The sequence below is a fragment of the Citrobacter sp. RHBSTW-00881 genome (assembly GCF_013728515.1).
In the GTDB taxonomy this organism is placed as follows: domain Bacteria; phylum Pseudomonadota; class Gammaproteobacteria; order Enterobacterales; family Enterobacteriaceae; genus Citrobacter; species Citrobacter braakii.
In genome coordinates, this window is record NZ_CP056269.1 from 3,483,576 (window position 1) to 3,500,805 (window position 17,230).

The window sequence follows — 17,230 nt, forward strand, 5'->3', positions numbered from 1 at the left end:
GACAGATAAGTAACATATACTTGTCTATACAAGTTGTCGCAAGCGTGCTTTTAACAAAAAAGATACAATTTTATTATACTGCGGCAGCAATCACGCTTTTCAGGACATAAACCGCCCTTGCAGGCGATAGCGGGACCCCGGGAAGAGCAAACGGGCATGAGAGACAATGGATGACGCAGACCAGGTTTTACGGCGGATCAGCAGACAGGGATCGTGTTCTTTGATATTCAGCAGCGCGCACTCTTCGGCACTGGCGCGTACCGCTTCAACAATATGCTCGCCTTCCGTTAAAGGGGCTATCAGCGACAGATACGCGTGCGGCGTAGTCTGGCTGTAATCCTGCGCCAGATACGCCGGCACAATTTCGGCATTCACGCAGCGATCTTCAATCTGCACCGGCAGTTCGTTCTCGTAGTGCACCATGACAGAGTGAAAAATGGAGGTGCCTTCTTTGACGTTTAACACCAAAGCCTGCTGCGCGCTTGCCTGGGTTCGTTCCAGCGTGATCACCTCGCAGCGGTGGTGATGCTGACGGGCGTTGATTTCATCCGCGATGCTGCGAATTTCAAACAGCGCAGACTGGCCCTTCGGCTCGGCGACAAACGTCCCTACGCCCTGCAAGCGAACCAGTAACCCTTCATCCGTTAACTCCCGCAGCGCCCGGTTGATGGTCATGCGGCTGAAACCATACTGCGCCACCAGCTCCGCCTCAGAGGGAATGCGATCGTGAGGTTGCCAGATACCGCTGGCAATCTTTTCGCTGATCTCCTGTTTGACCTTTTCGTAAAAAGGTGCCGGAGCAGAACGGGATGGGAGCATGCGTAAGCCTTCCTTAAGCTGAGAATGTGAGTGGGTACAGTTTACAGGCATTACCCGAACCTGATAAGCGCAACGCCATCAGGTATATCAGTGCCACCAGTGCGCGATTTGCCAACCTAATCGCGCCGCAACGCGCGCCGCTCTGCCATCATCGTCAAAGCGTGGATTAAATTCAACCATATCCACCGCCTGCAGTTTACTGCTACGACACAGGGGTTCAATCAGACTCAGCAGCGTCGCCAACGGTACGCCCAGCGCAGCGGGCGCCGACACGCCGGGCATTTCCCACACCGGCAGCACGTCGAGATCGATAGTCAGATAGATAACATCCAGGTTGGCGACAAACTGCGCTAACTGCGCCTGCGCCGTTGCACAGTACAGATCCTCCACCACGGTCACACCAAGCCGCTGCGCCTCATCCCATAACGCCTGGGTGTTTGCCGCCCGACTGACACCGATACAGGCATAGTGAAATTCCCGCTGCTGTTCATCGCAAAGCTGCGCCAGTTGGCGAAACGGTGTGCCGGAAGTAGCCTGATCGGCATGGCGCAAATCGAGGTGGGCATCGAAGTTGACGATCCCCACTTTCGCCTGCGGGAACGCATCCAGCACGCCTGCGCCGTGCGCAAATGCGGTTTCGTGTCCTCCTCCCAGAACAAAGGTACGTATATTCTCCTGCTGACAGCGCTGCACCGCATTGCGTAGCGCCTGCTGCGCGCCCTCAAGGTCGGGGGCCTGGGCCACAATATTTCCCAGATCTACCAGCCGATGATGCCCATCGTGGCTGGCTAAATTCGCCAACGCCTTGCGCAGCACATCAGGCGCTCCGGCGGCTCCCGTCCGGCCCTGATTACGTTTCACGCCTTCGTCGCAGGCAAACCCAAGCAGCGCTATCTTCTCGCGATACATTTCTGGGCTAAATGTCGGGCTCAGCGTGATAGTCTGAAACAGGCGCAGCGCATTCGGCGATTCGGCGCGGTCATCACGTCCCTGCCACAGCGCAGGTGAAACAGGTTGCCAGTGAGTCATACTATTTGTCCTTTGAATACGCGTTGGTAGATCGGGTTACGCCCCGGTTCATATAGGATCTCGACCGGGAGAGTGGCATCCCACACCACAAAATCGGCCACAAACCCGGCCTTCAATTGACCATGAGTGGCATGACGTCCCAGCGCCCGGGCCGCATGACGGGTGACGCCCGCCCATGCTTCTTCCGGCGTTAAGCCAAACTGAACGCAGGCCATATTCATCGCCCAGTGCAGGCTGATAAACGGGCTGGTTCCCGGGTTAAAATCTGTCGCCACCGCCATCGGTACCTGATACTGACGCAGCAACGCCACCGGCGGACGCTGTTGCTCTTTAAGGAAATAGAATGCGCCGGGCAGCAGCACGCCGACCGTACCGCTTTGGCTCATCGCCGCCACGCCCGCTTCATCGAGATATTCAATATGATCGGCGGATAACCCGTGGTAGCGGCTTACCAGCTGTGCGCCACCCAGCAATGACAGCTGTTCAACATGGCCTTTAATCGGGATGCCCAACGCCTGCGCGGCCTGAAACACTCGCTCGCTCTGTGCCAACGAAAAACCCACGCTTTCACAAAACAGATCGACGGTCTCGAACAGCCCTTGTTCCCACAGCTGCGGCAAAATGGTCTCGCACACCAGCGTAATATAGCCGTCAGGATCATCCCGGTATTCTGCGGGAGTCGCATGGGCAGCCAACAGCGTGGGGCTTATTTCAATAATATTCTCCGCCGCCAGCGCCGCTGCCACGCGCAATATTTTCTCTTCTGTCTGCAAATCCAGGCCGTAACCGGATTTTATTTCCAGCAACGTAACACCTTCTTTGATCAGCTGTTCCATACGCTGATGCGCTAGATGTAAGAGTTGCTCATCACTGGCGCTGCGGGTTGCTGATACGGTGGCATTGATACCCCCGCCCTGGGCACTTATCTGCTGGTAGGAGACACCGTTTAGCCGCTGCTCCCATTCACCTGCGCGGTTTCCACCAAAGACCAGATGCGTATGACAGTCAATCAGGCCAGGTGTAATTAGCCTGCCCTGCATATCAAAGGTATTGTCATGTGTGAGATAGAGCGATGACTCCGGGACGATATCGCGAATCTTCCCCTGGCGGACGATCAGCGCATGACCCTCCACCAGCCCATACGGGGTGTTACGTTCGGGATCCATGGTCGCCAGACGAACATTGCGCCAGATAACATCATCAGGGAAGAATTGCTGCATTCGACTCACCACTTGTCATAGGTTGTATAGACATTTATTTTTGATTATACGGATGTTGTCAACCTGAAGGACCGTAATTGTTATGTATTTGTGATATAAGGACTCTCCGCGCCGGGCATTACGGCGATAAAAACAACTTTTTACCTTTTAACCTTCCCGTTTCGCTCAACTTAGTATAAAAAAGCAGGCTTCAATGGATAACTTTCAAAGCCCGGAGCAACCTGTGAACATATCATCAGTTTCCCGTCTGGCGCTGGCAATGGCTTTTGGCGTGACGCTGACCGCCTGTAGCTCTACGCCGCCCGATCAAATTCCTTCCGATCAGACCGCGCCAGGTACTTCTTCGCGCCCGATCTTGTCGGCCAATGAAGCGAAAAACTTCGTTGCTGCGCACTATTTTTCCGCGCTGACGCCAAACACCGCGCCGTGGAGCCCTTCTGCTATTTCTCTGCCTGCACAGCCTGACTTCGTGGTTGGCCCGGCTGGGACTCAGGGCGTCACCCATACCAGCATTCAGGCTGCGGTTGATGCGGCAATCATCAAGCGTACTAACAAACGTCAGTACATCGCGATTATGCCGGGCGAGTATCAGGGCACGGTATATATCCCGGCAGCAACGGGAAGTCTGACGCTGTACGGCATGGGCGAAAAACCGCTGGATGTAAAAATTGGCCAGGCTATTGATGGTGACATGAGCACCGCAGACTGGCGTCGTACGGTGAACCCGGGCGGTAAATATATGCCGGGTAAACCGGCGTGGTATATGTTTGATAATTGCCAGAACAAGCGCGGCACAAATATTGGCGTGATGTGTTCTGCCGTCGTCTGGTCGCAAAATAATGGTCTGCAATTGCAGAACCTGACCATCGAAAACAATCTGGGTGACAGCGTTGATGCGGGTAATCACCCGGCCGTTGCGCTACGTACCGATGGCGATAAAGTTCAGATCAATAAGGTCAACATCCTCGGTCGCCAGAATACGTTTTTCGTGACTAACAGCGGCGTACAAAACCGTCTGGAAAACGATCGTCAACCGCGTACTTTGGTAACCAACAGCTACATTGAAGGCGATGTGGATATTGTTTCCGGTCGCGGCGCCGTGGTGTTCGATAACACCGATTTCCGCGTTGTGAACTCCCGTACGCAGCAGGAAGCCTATGTGTTTGCACCAGCGACGCTGTCAAACATCTACTACGGCTTCCTCGCCACAAATAGCCGCTTCACGGCGAGTGGTGATGGCGTGGCACAGTTGGGCCGCTCGCTGGATGTCGATTCAAACACTAACGGTCAGGTCGTTATCCGCGACAGCGTGATCAACGAAGGCTTTAACATGGCAAAACCATGGGCTGACAGCGTTATCTCGAAGCGTCCTTTTGCCGGTAATACCGGTGCACAAGATGACAAAGGTGAAATCCAGCGCAACCTGAACGACACCAACTTCAACCGCATGTGGGAATACAACAACCGCGGTATCGGTAGCAAAGTGGTTGCCGAACCGAAGCAGTAATCACAGCCATCAAACCGCTGGCGGGAACACTCCCGCCAGCCCCCTTCACCGCTTTCAACGTCTTTTCTTCACACAGGTCATATTTTCACCAACGCAGGTTTGAAATCGATCGCGTGAATCAATCTATTTATAGCCAAAATAATTCGAGTTGTATGAAGGCAAGCCCAGGCGCATACATAAGTAAGTTACAGAAACGATTAACTTGATAAATATCATTCTGCCGCTAAACTCAATTTTTAACCCAAAATAGATAAAAGCCAATCCATATTAATTTTAATATATTAACCCCATCAATATATATCACTCTCCGGAAAAGGAAAATTACCGTAACGTAATCTAAAAATAAATCAAAAAAAACCTTATGATATTTGTTATATATAAAATACATAAATGGGAAAATGATTCAAAAAACAACTCATCTGACCAGTCACCTTTTTTCCTAATTATCCCGTCACAACCTTTAGCTTCTGGTGCTTTACGAAAAATGCCGCATATAATATTTTGGCACAATGTGTGCAGGGTTAATTTTTTAATTTTTCAGTAACCAGTAATATCTAAGGATTGATAGACATGAAAAGCATGATTCATTCATGGAAAAAAAAGGCGGCTCAGTATCGTGAGCTGAAAAAGCAGAAAGGCGTAACGCTGCTTGAAATTATCATTGTACTGGGCATTATCGGTATTATTGCCGCAGGCGTGGTTGTTCTGGCACAGCGTGCGTTTACATCTCAGGATATTTCAGACCTAACCGATAATACGAACTCTGTCCGTGTTGCGATGACAGAGGCGTATAAAGACTCCGCTGAATATCCGGCTCGCGCTGATTCAAATTCAGAAACAAAAGCTGGGATCGAGACATCATCTGGAACATCCGCAATCGTTGGTCTGGTCAAGATGGGTAAAATCGGTCCTAGCGAAGCGTTCAATGGATTCTCTAACGATGCTTTTGAAATTGGACCTGCAAAACTTTCCGCTACTGCCGCGAAGAATAAAGCTTTCTTTATGGTAATCAACGGACTGGAGATGGAAGATTGCCGTAACATTGTGTCACAGATTGGTTCTCAATGGGATTATGTGGCGACCACTACAGCGGCTGCAGGTGCAATGTCTGGTAATGCTGCAGCAATTGATATCAGTGTTGAAGCGAACCCTGCTACTGGTATTTTGAAAACAACGACTGATGATAAGTTAACGCCTGCCAATATCGTCGCAACTGGTGTCTGTGACACTGATCCAACTGGTCCAACTAACGCTATCGTTTTAGGTAGCCGTTAATAAATACTGGCAATATTTTTTTAATTTGTTGTACTTATTCTGCCCTCTTTATTAGAGGGCAGTCCTTCTAAATGGACTTTATAAATGATAAGTAAGCACAGCACGAATGCTCACGGCCGTCAGGCAGGCGTCACCCTTCTTGAAATGATTGTTGTGCTTGCCATTATCGGCATGTGCCTGATGACATATGCCAATTATAAACGCAAAGAAGCCCAGCAAAGTCACCAGCTTATTGTCGCTGATATGATCGTCCGTGATATTTCTGGCGTGATGCGCTTTGTGGCACAGAACAAGCTGGCTGTGGTTTCTGGCACACCAGAAGCCAACCCACTATTCGGGACGAAAAATACTAACGTCACCGTCGCGAATTATGATAATCGCGTATCTAATAAAACCTTACAGGATCAACCTTATCCTAATACGGATACAGACAAATTTTATTCCGGCTGGTCTGTTGGTGTGTCAACGCAAACCCAGGTATCGCCCACCCGGGGTTCTCGCTATCTGTTTCTGGGCAGTGAATGTAAAAATGGCAATAACTCGAAAGGGAAACTGCCCTTCGAACTTGCGGAGTCCATGCTGCCGTGTGAACTGCGCCCTGGAGCAGAATCGCTGGAGCTAGTGCTGGAACGCGTGGATTTCGTCAACAACATTCGGCAAGCCGGCACCAGCGGGCCAGGTATTGAACGTGTCGACTTCTACATCACCTACCAGACAGATGCCGAGAACGAAGGCCTCCATTTTGCCGGATTTATTAAGCCGCTGGAAAAAGCGCTGAAAGGCGTCGATCTCAGCTATCTGCAGGCGGTGGTGTTTGAAATCGAGGGTAACGGTAATTTTAAACTGGTAACCTCGGCCTCAGGCCAGCCGCTGCAGATGGGGGACGTTCCCAATCATATGGACAGGCTCAATGCGAATAAACGTTACGGCATTCGCTTAAGCTTAGACAAAAGCAGTGAAGATATTGCAGCCGATGGTTCCGTTCCAACGGCCAAACTATGCTGGAACGATGCCAAAGACGAAGCCGGACCGTGTATTACGGCGATTGATGAAGACCGCCTGCTGATTACCAGCAGCGATGCAACGGGCAAAGATAAAAACGAACCGGCGATGTGCTGGAGCAGAGAGCAAAACAAGAGCACGCTGTGCCTGGCGGCAATGAATAGCAACGGAGTCAATCCTGGCACGGATAACCCGGACGATCGCATTCTGCATCTGCGTACCAGCGCGGATAAAACAGACGGTAGCGAGGCGGAAGCTGCTTCGCCGAGTTCACTCAAAGGCACCACCGGCACGCTGTACGCCAATATCGTGATGGAAAATACCTCGCGCAAGCATCCGGAAAAATGGCATGTGGCTTACGATCAAGTAGAGGCAAACGCGCTTAAGGATGGTCAGCAGAATAATGATGATACCACACGTGTATTTTCTGATGCCTTCAGTGGTCAGTATGAGCTGGTGACGCCCACCACCACTTTTTATCAGTCATTTAAAAACGATTATCCGCAGGGTAAAGGTCCGACAGGGGCTGATGATATTTATAAAGAGGCAAATAAGAGTACAAATTACGATGGTCTCTTAAGTGAGCCGGGCGTGATTCGTTTACCGTTGCAAACGTGTCCTAAAGTAACCGGTATCGATAAAGACGGTAACACCACGCTGCGAAGCCTCTATCCCCGCCTGTCGGTCGCCATATCATCGGTCGCGGCAGATGAGAATGCTGAAACAGACACTGGTTATACTGACTACACCCAGCAGGGGGCAACGCGTTTGAATACCGTTAAAACCCGCAACAAAGTGGGGGCGGTAGCGGGTGTTGCGATCCAGGCCAATATAGTGGTTAACAAAGATACAGCAGCCCCTGCCAACGATCCGGTGAAAAGGGACAAAAACGGAACCTTTGAGGACTGGATCGCGGAAGACTGGTTCAAAGGTGCAGGTACCAAGGACGACCCCGCCCCCTTCTGGTTAATCAGCGCCACCTCGGCAATGATTAATCCCGATGGTGATGGTATCAATAAAATGAATCCGCAGTCTCTTTCAGTGGTGATTAACCAGTGGTGCAGCACGATCCCGCAAGGGGGAATGATTTCATCCGAAGGTTACGCCTGGAAGACGGCGATGCCGAATAAGTATGTGCTCCATTCTCTTGTTGCGGAAGATAACGATCTTAAGTTTTATAAAGAAGACGGTAATAAACTTGATATTCCGGACCATGAAAGAATCACCTATTAATCATTGGAAGAGTAAGATGAAAAAAACATGGATAATTGGGGCTGCCGTGTCCGCATTATTAGGCAGCCAGGGAAGTTTTGCCGCCAGCGCACCAGCCGGGCAAAAAATTGACGCAGGGATGTTAACCACCACGCCAGTGAAAGAAAGTACAACCACGCCGCGAAATCCCTTTTCCGGGGATGATACGGTGAAAAGCGTCGCACCTGTCAGTGCGCCAGTAATGGAAATAAAAATTGATTTACTGGAGGAGGAGTTATTAAGCCAGCAGCTTTCAAAATGGGCGCAGCAAAATGGCTATAAGCTGCTCTGGAACAGCTCAACTGATTTTGTTATTTACAAGGCAATTCATTTGCAGGGTAAATCAATACAGGATGTGCTGGTTAAGCTTGGACAAGTATTTACGTCAGAAAACTACGGGCTGGTGATAAAAGACTACCAGGCGAATAACGTACTGATCATTGATGAGCAGTAATTAAGCAAGGGAATAATGCTATGAAAATTAAAGTTTCGCTTCTGGCGTTGACGCTGGCTCTTCAGGGTTGTACGTCTATTGATACCAAGTACGATAAAAGTATTGTCCCGCAGGAAACCGGCAACCCGACCACTCCGGATGAGATGAAAACGACCGGTTATATGAAATATAACGAGCCTTATCTGGGCAAAAAGGTTGAATATAACTCCCGTAAACAGGCGCTGCTGCGTAAGCAGGTGAGTATTCAGTCCTACGAGCCTACCGATCTGGCGACAATTCTTGAGGCGGTGACCGCGCAAACCGGTATTAGCTACCGTATTAATACTTCCATTCCCGGTGGAAAATCGGATGCGGGGGAACCGGAGTTCCGTAGCGTTAAGTTCAACGGAACGTTTGAGGAATTTACCCGCTATATTTCCGCACTATATGACGTGAACCCAGTGCTGGATAACAACGGCGTGCTGGTCGTCTCTTATTTCCAGAACTATGTGCTGAAGCTGGATTTTTACGGCGAAGACAACAAGTTTGAGACCAGTCTCGACCTGTCCGGTAATGAAGCCACTACCGGTGGCGGTCTGAAAGGCAAAGCCGAAACCAAATTTGAATCCAGCTTCTGGGACGACGTTGAGGATATGGCGGAAAAATTCGTCTCCAGCGGCGTTTACAGTATTTTTAAAGACGCCTCGATTCTGACGATCACCGCGCGTCCTTCGGAGTATCACGCGCTGAATGAGTCGCTGAAGAAATTCCAGGCGGATAATACCCGTCAGTTTGTCGTGACTTACAAAATATTTACCCTTGATAAGCGCAAAACGAAAGAGCTGGGCGGCGGGGTCAATATGACCTTCAATGACGGGACCTCCTCTTTTGGTATCGACAGCTCAGAAATGCTGATGAAGCTCTCCGGCGGCTTAACCGCAGGCTGGACCAATCAGCATATGAATATCAGCTCTCAACTGGATGCCCTGTACGAACTCACCGGCAGTAAGGTGATCCAGAGCGGTTCGTTTATTACCCGTAATAACATCCCTATTCCACTCAACATGACCACGTCGCAATATTATGTCTCCAGTCGCACCAGGGAAGAAGACTCCAATTCAGGAGACGTCAGTACGGAGGTGGAAACCACGGAACTGGTCACCGGCACCAGCTTTATTCTTACCCCGCGTATCTTAACCGACGGGCGAATTGAAGTGGCCAGCGGCTTTACCAAGCGCTACCTCAACTCAATCGATACCTTTGATGAAGTTCAGTTGCCGTCGGTAAGCACGACGGAAATGTTTAACATTTCCACAATTACGCCGGGTAGCCTGCTGCTGGTCAGCAAATACGAAGCGAAAGAGGATGCTGACGGTCAGGGATGGTCGGTGCTGGCAGGCTCGGTTACCAACAGCGATCATGTCGAAACCGTGGTTATGGTAGTCGGTATTGATAATTACCGTGCCCCAACGCAGACCCGATGAGGGCATCATGCTTAAGCACTTATCAGAAAATCGGGTATTAATTGATCTGGTCTGGAGCTACGAGCCCGCCTCTCACGAACCTTATTATCTTGACTGGCTGGCACATATACGGCGAACCCATCGCCAGTTAACGATCTTGTCGGATGAAGGGGAAATGGTTACGGGTTTCTGTACTAAACACTCCACCTTATATGAGCCTTTCGCCCTGTGGATGAAAGCCCTGTACGGTGACGGTATTTATTACTATGAGCAGGCGGAAAGCTACTATTTCCTGATTATCTCGCGCGGTGCTCCCGTTTCGGGCAGCGATCGTCTGGTCTCCAGACGCTTCTGGATGAAGCTGAAAGAGCAGCTGAAAGAATCGCCACAGTATGCGGAGCTACCGTTAATTCAGTTAACGGAACAGCACATTGAGGCGGTGATTGAAGGCTGTACTGAACATCAGCGGCGGCAGAAAAAACGGCGACAGATGATGATCGGCGCTCTGTTAGCAGGCGGCATCGTATTTTTACTGGTGTTTATGACACTGCTGAAATTATTTATAAAAGGATGAGAACGTGGCGGTCTCTGAAAATATCTATTTCTGGAAACGTCGTAATATTATAGGGGGCGGTTCTACCGGGCGAGGAGGTAATATTATCGTCTGGGTCGTTACGCTACTTATTTTATTAGCTGGCGGCGGCGGGTCGGGCTATTACTATTTTATCTGGAAACCGGAGCAGGAACGTTTGGCTAAAATTAAAGCTGAACAGGCTGCCCGCCAGCAAAAAATCAAAGCTATCGAAGATTTTTATCGCAAGTCACTCACGGGTGGCAGCATTTCTGATGCCAGCCTGCTGCTGGAGCAGCTCTTGCTGGCGAATAAAAAACTGTCGCAGGTGGGCTTTGCACCAAAAAGTATTGAATGTACCAGTACGGGCTGCTCACTCAGCTATGCGCTGAATCCAGGGCGAATATTTAGCGTGGCCGATATTAATCTCTGGGGCAAAACCTGGTCGCCCAGTTTTTCAAAAAACACGCTGGACTATACGGGCGTTGAGTCCGGGATGAATAAACATCCGTGGTTCAGCGCCTGGCAGAGCAAAAATACGGTCAATCTGCCGGTCTGTACCGATGTATTAAGTTATATCAGCACCTGGAACTCATTAGGCGGACGAAATACTGAACTGGTATTAACGGGGATGCCCTCCTCTGCCGTCGAGAAAAATGAAAGCGAGCTGAAAAGTGCGGTAACGTCATTCGGCATGCTGTTCGTCGGTTGGACGATCACCTCACCGACCAAAATGGATTTCTCAGGCGTGTCGTTGGTGTTGAATAAGCAACCCTTTGCCGACGCGTTTATTATCAAATCAATCGTATTCACTGAAAACTCAACGCTCGTTACCGGAGGACTGGCATGCAAAAAGGGAAATTAATTATTGCGGGAATAGTGTTGACGCTTTCACCTGCTCTTTACGCCGCAGATACGGCAGAAATCATCCCCGCGCAGGAGGTTGTGCAAGCGGAAGGCACGCCGCCGTTAAGCGACGTATCGCCGATGCAGGATCACGTTGTTGAGATGATAGAAAAAGATTTCAACTTCGAGAGCCAGTACCGCGAGCTGGCGAATCAGCTTGCGCTGGAAAAAGTCCGCAGCGAGCTGCGTAAGCTTCGCGGTGAGAAAAAGACGGATAGCGCAGCGATTATGCCGGTGAGCACCGCCAGCACAATGGATTATATTAGCGCTTCCCCAGGAGCAACCTCAGAATCTGCGCCTGGGCTGCGGCCGCTGCTGATTTCCGAAATCGCGGGTCAAAAACGCGTGGCGATTGCCGGCGCCGACGGCGGCGTGAAGATGGTGCCGCTGAATCAGCGTTTTAGTTACGGCGGTTATGACTATATTGCGCGTCATAACAAGGCAAATGACGTGACGGTCGAGGTTGTGGGTAAGTGATCGATTATATCCAGTTTAACGAGGAGAATATTCATTCTCAGGAGTGGCAATTCCAGGAGTATGACGGCGATATTCTGGTTGCTGAGCATGCGGATGAAGCCTGGTTACTGGTATCCACGCCTTTGATTGATAATCTGGCACCAATGCAGGCGGTGTGCCACCGCCTGCAGGTTTCCCATAATATTCAGGTTAAGGGAATAGCGCAGGTTACTGAGAAAAATTATTACCTGATCGTTGAACAACTGCTGTCGGCGGGAAGTAAGCTGCTTGAACAGGAAAGCAGTAACACACAGCTTGCGCTGGAAGAGATGCTGAAAAAGGCCGTGGCGTTGAAGGCCAGCGACTTGCACATCACCCGTAATGATATGGTGGCGAATATTGAGCTGCGCATTAACGGCGTGCTTTGTCCGTTTATACAGATGAAGGCGTCACGCTGCGATGAGCTGGTGTTCGTGCTCTACAACGTTGAGGCAAGCACCCGCGACACCACCTGGAACCGCAATATTGCGCAAAACGCCAATATCCTCTATTCGCTGGCGGGGAAAAGCTACCGCTTCCGCTATGCGCACTATCCGATATTTGGCGAGACCAGCGATTGCTATCACGCGGTATTGCGTATTATTCCATCGGGTCTGGACAGAGCCAGCGTCGCGAGCCTGGATAAGCTTGGCGTTTCCGATGAGGAAATTAGCGACCTCAAAAGGATCCTGAGTAACCCCTACGGGGCTTATATTATTGCCGGAACAACCGGTTCGGGAAAATCCACCACCCTGAAAAATTTGATGGAGTGGATGCAGATCAACCGCTACGACAATCGCGGCTGTTTTCTGACCGTAGAAGATCCGGTCGAATATCAGATCTATGGCGCGACGCAAAGTTCGGTATTAAGCGGCGAATCCGGAGGATTCCATTCGGCGATCAAATCCTCGCTGCGTCGCGACCCGGACGTGCTGATGGTGGGGGAAATTCGCGACAATATATCTTCTAACGCGCTGGCCGGGGCGGTGGAAAGTGGTCACTACTGCTTTACCACCGTGCACGCAGGCAACATCGTTTCGTTATTGCAACGCTTATCCGCGCTCGGTATTACCAGCGATAAACTTTCAACGCCGGGCTTTATTGCGGGCTTACAGTGCCAGAAGCTAATACCGGTACTGTGCCCGCAGTGTAAAACGTCGTTACGGACCGCCGCCATTAAGGGACGCGAGTTCCAGCTTTATGAAAAAAACGCTGAAGGCTGTCCGGCCTGCAAACACACCGGTATTGGCGGACGCCAGTTGGTGATGGAGTATTTGCTGCCGGTGTATGACGAGCTGGAGGCCATTGCTGAACAGAAGTGGCTTAAAGTTTATACCGTCTGGCGCGCGAAGCGATTAAAACAGACCGGCCTGAGTGAAGGATTCGAAATTAAAGAAAAAACGATGGCGGCGGTACTTCAGGGACGCGTGTGCGCGACCTGGTTTCAAATGGAGTTTGGGCAAGTCGTTCAGGAAGAGCTGGAGGTAATAGTTGAAAAAATTCGGTAAGAAACAGCGTATTTATCTTTATCAGTTTTGCGCGGACATGATTAACGCTGAACTTCCGTTGTATGACGCGTTGCAAAAATTACGCGCGGAAGGGGAAAAACTGCTCGGCAAAGGATTTGCTAAACGTCTGGAAGATCTGACAAGCAAAATGGCGAAAACCACCTCCATTGCGATGGTTTTCGAGGGGCTGGTCCCTGAATCTGAACTGAGCGTGATTAACGCGGCGGAGCGCAGCGGCAGCCTGGCCGACGGTTTTATCACCCTGGTAAACGTGATTAATTATAACGACGAGTTGCGCAAGAAAATCGTCGGCGCCATCACCTTCCCGCTCATTATGCTGGTCCTGTCGCTGGTGGTGATTGCGGGTTATGCCTATAAGGTGTTCCCGGCTTTTGAAAGCGTTGTACCCGTTGAGAAATGGCCTGGCGTCACCCGCGCGCTCTATATTTTTGGGATGGCGCTGTGTAAAGGGCTGTGGATATATATCCTCGTTGGTTTTATTGTGCTGGTTACCGTGATCAAAATAGCAATGGGCAAAATGACCGGGAATATTCGTAATCAGTTTCTTGACCGGATTATGCCGTTCTCAACGTATAAGCAGTTGACTGCCTCTATTTTTCTCAACAACCTGGCGCTGATGTTAAAAAACGGCATTCCGCTCAACGATGCGCTCAGCATTATTAGCCTGAACTCCAGCCGCTGGCTGCGCTGGCACCTGGCCGGGATGCAGAAGAAAATGGCGGCGGGCGTCAGCTATGGAGAAGCGCTCAACTCGGGTTTACTGAACACGGAAACGCTGCTCAATATCAGCCTTTACGCCGCGCTACCTTCGTTTAATGAGGTGCTGCTGGCGGTATCGAATAAATCACGGGAACACATTCGGGAATATATCACTAAACTTTCCGGGTTATTAAGAGCGCTCTCCACGCTGATATTAGGTGGTTGCGTTATTTGGGTTTTTGCCGCGTTGTTTGCGCTCAGCGACAAGCTGGCGGCGATGGGCGCCAGCGGTTCTTTTTAGGAAAATTAAATCATGGAACTGTTAATGCCATGGATGGTGGCTATTTTTATCCCACTTGGATTGCTGTTTGGCAGCTTAGCCAACGTGATTATTTATCGTCTGCCGCTGATGCTTGGCGTAATAGATGAGGATGATTCAGAAGGGGCGGCTGTTAATTTGTGGTGGCCGCCGTCGCACTGCCCTGCCTGTAAATCGGATATTAAGCCCTGGGATAATATTCCGGTTCTCAGTTGGCTGTTACTGAAGGGCAAATGCCGCCAGTGCGGCATTGCGATCCCGATTATTTATCCGGTTTCTGAACTGGCGATGGGGCTGGTATGGGGGGCGCTGGCCTGGTTTTACCTGCCGCAATGGTCTCCTCAGCTCGCGCTGGCATATGCGCTGTTGTTTATGGTGCTCTACAGCGCGGCGGTTATCGATTTTAAACATCTGATTCTGCCGGACGCGCTGGTCTTCACCGTGCTCTGGGGCGGGCTACTGCTTGCCGCATCGGGCTACTCCATGGTGCGGGTGAAGGACGCGGTTTATGGCGTCGCCGCCGCCTGGCTTCTGTTGTGGAGCGTGATGAAGCTGTGGGAGACATTATGCAAACGTGACGGTCTGGGCTACGGCGACGTCAAGCTCTACGCCGCCTGCGGGGCATGGCTTGGCTGGCAGCGCCTGCCGGAATTACTTTGCTTTTCGGCGCTGGCCGGGCTGCTGTTTTACGTCGGCGTGCGGTTTTTTTATACGCAAGAGGATGACAAACATCGCTTTTATATTCCGTTCGGTCCGGCTATCGCGCTGGTCGCGTTTTTACTGCTGCTCTGACGGAGGTCGATCGTGTCGTGTCTGATATGGAGCATATGGCTGACAATGTCGCCGCTGGCGACGACCAGCTGCGAGCAGGCCTGGCAGCAGGCTTTCGTTCCGTCATTACAGGCGGCGCAAGTGTGGTCAGAAGAGAACCTGCAGATATCGTCCAGCGCTGCGGAGGTGATTGATAATAACGCGCCGGTACGCTTTATCTGGCCCGTGGCGAAGCGCCAGATCAGCTCAGGATTTGGACAACGCCTGCACCCTGTGCTGGGGCGCATGATGCAGCATAAAGGCATGGATATTCCTGTGCCATTCGGCAGCAGCGTGCATGCAATTGCCGACGGCGAAGTGGTGGAGAGCGGCTACGGTCGCGGCACCGGGTACTTTATCACTCTCCGTCATGCGGACGGCTGGCAGAGCCGCTATTTTCATCTCGCCTCTACACGGGTGCGAAAAGGCGAAAAGCTGACGGCGGGCGAAGAGATCGCCGCATCCGGCAGCAGCGGTTTTAGCACCGGTCCGCATCTGCATCTGGAAATTGCCTGGCGGGGCGTGGCGCTCGACCCACAGCCCTTGCTGAACAACACCCCGATGCTGGCGCGCGCCGGACGGGCGTCTGCGGAAGAAAAATCCGACGCTCAGCCTCGGGTGGTGCTGGTTTCTCAGGGACCGGGCGGAACCCGGATTACCGTCCGGTTTAACAACAAAACGCGCACCGTGGCACCAGGCAGTATGGTGTTTGACGACTATCAGGTCGTGCTGTTGCGCAGTGGTAAATATCAGATTATTTCCGTCGCATAAAGAGGGAGTGACAAATGAAAAGGACTGTTTTATCGGCAGGGCTGATCTCGGCAATGCTGCTTTTTAGCACAAGTGCAATATCTTCGAATAATGCTCCCAATTCAGGAAAAGACGTCAGCGCAAATTTTGGTTTTCTGACACGCACGCCGGCCTCGCTGGGGCCGCATTATTTTACCGTTCGGGTAACGGCAGATAGGTTTAGTTCGCAATTTAGTACTGATGCTATACAATCGTTTGGCGTGAACGTGTACTGGAAAACGAAAGGGTACGATCAGGATAAAGGTCGTAATAATCTTAATGTTACTGCACCAAATTTACCGCGTTGTCCATTTAAAGAGGAAAGGCAATGTGATAACAGTAGAGACAAACTTAGAGGTAATTCGGAGGCTTCGTCAGAACACCTTGAAGGTTTGCTTTATAGTTATCTCGAGATTGACAATGGTATTTATATTCAGGGCAAGGTCCCCGATAAACTTCAAAGAGCGACACGGTTCTTTAGACATCGCTATGGCGGTTACGAGTATCCACCGGCGAATAAGCAGGATGAGGTGGACGATCCTAATGTCCGGCTCTCAGCGATCTTTTTTTCCCAAAGCGAAGCCCCCTGTGAGAAAGCAGGCAGTCGATTCTGCGGTGGCCAGGATGGACATCAAGTCCCTAAAGACATACTTATATCAAGTAACGATCTGGAATATCTCGTCATTGAAGTCATTGGTTTCCAGCATACAAATAAGACAATGTTTAAAAAGGACGCCTTTTATACCTTCCCTATTGCGGCTGTAAAATATGTCCCCACAGGGCAGGGCAAGAAAATGAAGATATTAAGATCGGATAGGCATGCCAAGCCAGGAATGGGGATGGAAATGTTTGCGGCTACTTTCCCTTCGACACCCCCCAATAACGAGACGGATGGATATTGGGATGTCGGTAATACGTCTATTCATGGTAATGCAGATGAAATCGATTTCACGAACATTGATGTTCTCAAGGTGGGGCTTTCCTATAATTCTCAATACCCAGACTGGGATTTTCCTGAAACTACAGGGATTTATTTTGAATTAGAAAAGACGGATTTAATATGTTTCCCCTGGGCCGATGCTAAGTGTGTTTATCCGTTGAAATAACTTATTT

At 50.6% G+C, this 17,230-nt stretch carries 16 protein-coding genes; 13 read left to right on the forward strand and 3 right to left on the reverse strand.

Annotation, left to right across the window (positions count from 1 at the left end):
* Positions 1-99: 99 nt before the first annotated feature.
* The 3 genes from HV311_RS16880 to hutI all read right to left on the reverse strand — a co-directional run bounded on the left by HV311_RS16880 (position 100) and on the right by hutI (position 3,068).
* The gene (locus HV311_RS16880; RefSeq protein WP_047415225.1) at positions 100-819 is read right to left on the reverse strand and encodes a histidine utilization repressor; all 720 of its coding nucleotides are present in this window, start codon (positions 817-819) and stop codon (positions 100-102) included.
* A gap of 87 nt (positions 820-906) precedes the next feature.
* Positions 907-1,848, reverse strand: a complete 942-nt coding sequence (gene hutG / locus HV311_RS16885; RefSeq protein ID WP_191220217.1) for a formimidoylglutamase — start codon at positions 1,846-1,848, stop codon at positions 907-909.
* Positions 1,845-3,068 carry an imidazolonepropionase gene (gene hutI / locus HV311_RS16890; protein ID WP_141894994.1) on the reverse strand — a complete coding sequence of 408 codons (1,224 nt, stop codon included), beginning with the start codon at positions 3,066-3,068 and terminating at the stop codon, positions 1,845-1,847. Before hutI ends, hutG begins: the two co-directional genes overlap by 4 nt.
* A 223-nt stretch (positions 3,069-3,291) precedes the next feature.
* Here hutI and HV311_RS16895 point away from each other — a divergent pair, with 223 nt between their 5' ends.
* The 13 genes from HV311_RS16895 (at position 3,292) to HV311_RS16955 (ending at position 17,223) form a co-directional block, all read left to right on the forward strand.
* On the forward strand, positions 3,292-4,575 hold the full coding sequence (locus HV311_RS16895) for a putative acyl-CoA thioester hydrolase (RefSeq protein ID WP_029139460.1): 1,284 nt from the start codon (positions 3,292-3,294) through the stop codon (positions 4,573-4,575).
* A gap of 570 nt (positions 4,576-5,145) precedes the next feature.
* Positions 5,146-5,850 carry a type IV pilus major pilin gene (locus HV311_RS16900; protein WP_191220218.1) on the forward strand — a complete coding sequence of 235 codons (705 nt, stop codon included), beginning with the start codon at positions 5,146-5,148 and terminating at the stop codon, positions 5,848-5,850.
* A gap of 84 nt (positions 5,851-5,934) precedes the next feature.
* On the forward strand, positions 5,935-8,085 hold the full coding sequence (locus HV311_RS16905) for a pilus assembly FimT family protein (protein WP_191220219.1): 2,151 nt from the start codon (positions 5,935-5,937) through the stop codon (positions 8,083-8,085).
* Between the two features lie 16 nt (positions 8,086-8,101).
* A complete protein-coding gene (locus HV311_RS16910) occupies positions 8,102-8,557 on the forward strand; it encodes a TcpQ domain-containing protein (RefSeq protein WP_181632749.1) in 456 nt (151 codons plus the stop codon).
* 20 nt (positions 8,558-8,577) lie between these two features.
* Positions 8,578-10,020, forward strand: a complete 1,443-nt coding sequence (locus tag HV311_RS16915) for a type II and III secretion system protein (RefSeq protein ID WP_049040755.1) — start codon at positions 8,578-8,580, stop codon at positions 10,018-10,020.
* Between the two features lie 7 nt (positions 10,021-10,027).
* Positions 10,028-10,573, forward strand: a complete 546-nt coding sequence (locus tag HV311_RS16920; RefSeq protein WP_191220220.1) for a hypothetical protein — start codon at positions 10,028-10,030, stop codon at positions 10,571-10,573.
* A 4-nt stretch (positions 10,574-10,577) separates the two neighbouring features.
* Complete coding sequence (locus HV311_RS16925; RefSeq protein WP_191220221.1) at positions 10,578-11,435, forward strand: hypothetical protein; 858 nt, start codon at positions 10,578-10,580, stop codon at positions 11,433-11,435.
* A complete protein-coding gene (locus HV311_RS16930) occupies positions 11,417-11,953 on the forward strand; it encodes a hypothetical protein (protein WP_181632751.1) in 537 nt (178 codons plus the stop codon). The genes HV311_RS16925 and HV311_RS16930 overlap by 19 nt, the downstream gene beginning before the upstream one ends.
* A complete protein-coding gene (locus HV311_RS16935; protein WP_049040750.1) occupies positions 11,950-13,479 on the forward strand; it encodes an ATPase, T2SS/T4P/T4SS family in 1,530 nt (509 codons plus the stop codon). The genes HV311_RS16930 and HV311_RS16935 overlap by 4 nt, the downstream gene beginning before the upstream one ends.
* Entirely contained in the window at positions 13,463-14,500 is a 1,038-nt protein-coding gene (locus HV311_RS16940; RefSeq protein ID WP_191220222.1) for a type II secretion system F family protein, read from the forward strand. The genes HV311_RS16935 and HV311_RS16940 overlap by 17 nt, the downstream gene beginning before the upstream one ends.
* A 12-nt stretch (positions 14,501-14,512) precedes the next feature.
* Positions 14,513-15,310 (forward strand): prepilin peptidase, encoded by a 798-nt coding sequence (locus tag HV311_RS16945; protein ID WP_191220223.1) that lies wholly within the window; start codon positions 14,513-14,515, stop codon positions 15,308-15,310.
* 12 nt (positions 15,311-15,322) lie between these two features.
* Positions 15,323-16,099, forward strand: a complete 777-nt coding sequence (locus tag HV311_RS16950; protein ID WP_223952649.1) for a M23 family metallopeptidase — start codon at positions 15,323-15,325, stop codon at positions 16,097-16,099.
* A gap of 14 nt (positions 16,100-16,113) precedes the next feature.
* Entirely contained in the window at positions 16,114-17,223 is a 1,110-nt protein-coding gene (locus tag HV311_RS16955; RefSeq protein WP_191220224.1) for a hypothetical protein, read from the forward strand.
* The last annotated feature ends 7 nt before the right edge of the window (positions 17,224-17,230 follow it).

Coding starts and splice junctions, on each gene's coding strand:
- HV311_RS16880 (WP_047415225.1), bottom strand. CDS start 819: ATGCTCCCATCCCGTTCTGCTCCGGCACCTTTTTACGAAAAGGTCAAA.
- hutG (WP_191220217.1), bottom strand. CDS start 1,848: ATGACTCACTGGCAACCTGTTTCACCTGCGCTGTGGCAGGGACGTGAT.
- hutI (WP_141894994.1), bottom strand. CDS start 3,068: ATGCAGCAATTCTTCCCTGATGATGTTATCTGGCGCAATGTTCGTCTG.
- HV311_RS16900 (WP_191220218.1), top strand. CDS start 5,146: ATGAAAAGCATGATTCATTCATGGAAAAAAAAGGCGGCTCAGTATCGT.
- HV311_RS16905 (WP_191220219.1), top strand. CDS start 5,935: ATGATAAGTAAGCACAGCACGAATGCTCACGGCCGTCAGGCAGGCGTC.
- HV311_RS16910 (WP_181632749.1), top strand. CDS start 8,102: ATGAAAAAAACATGGATAATTGGGGCTGCCGTGTCCGCATTATTAGGC.
- HV311_RS16915 (WP_049040755.1), top strand. CDS start 8,578: ATGAAAATTAAAGTTTCGCTTCTGGCGTTGACGCTGGCTCTTCAGGGT.
- HV311_RS16920 (WP_191220220.1), top strand. CDS start 10,028: ATGCTTAAGCACTTATCAGAAAATCGGGTATTAATTGATCTGGTCTGG.
- HV311_RS16930 (WP_181632751.1), top strand. CDS start 11,417: ATGCAAAAAGGGAAATTAATTATTGCGGGAATAGTGTTGACGCTTTCA.
- HV311_RS16945 (WP_191220223.1), top strand. CDS start 14,513: ATGGAACTGTTAATGCCATGGATGGTGGCTATTTTTATCCCACTTGGA.
- HV311_RS16955 (WP_191220224.1), top strand. CDS start 16,114: ATGAAAAGGACTGTTTTATCGGCAGGGCTGATCTCGGCAATGCTGCTT.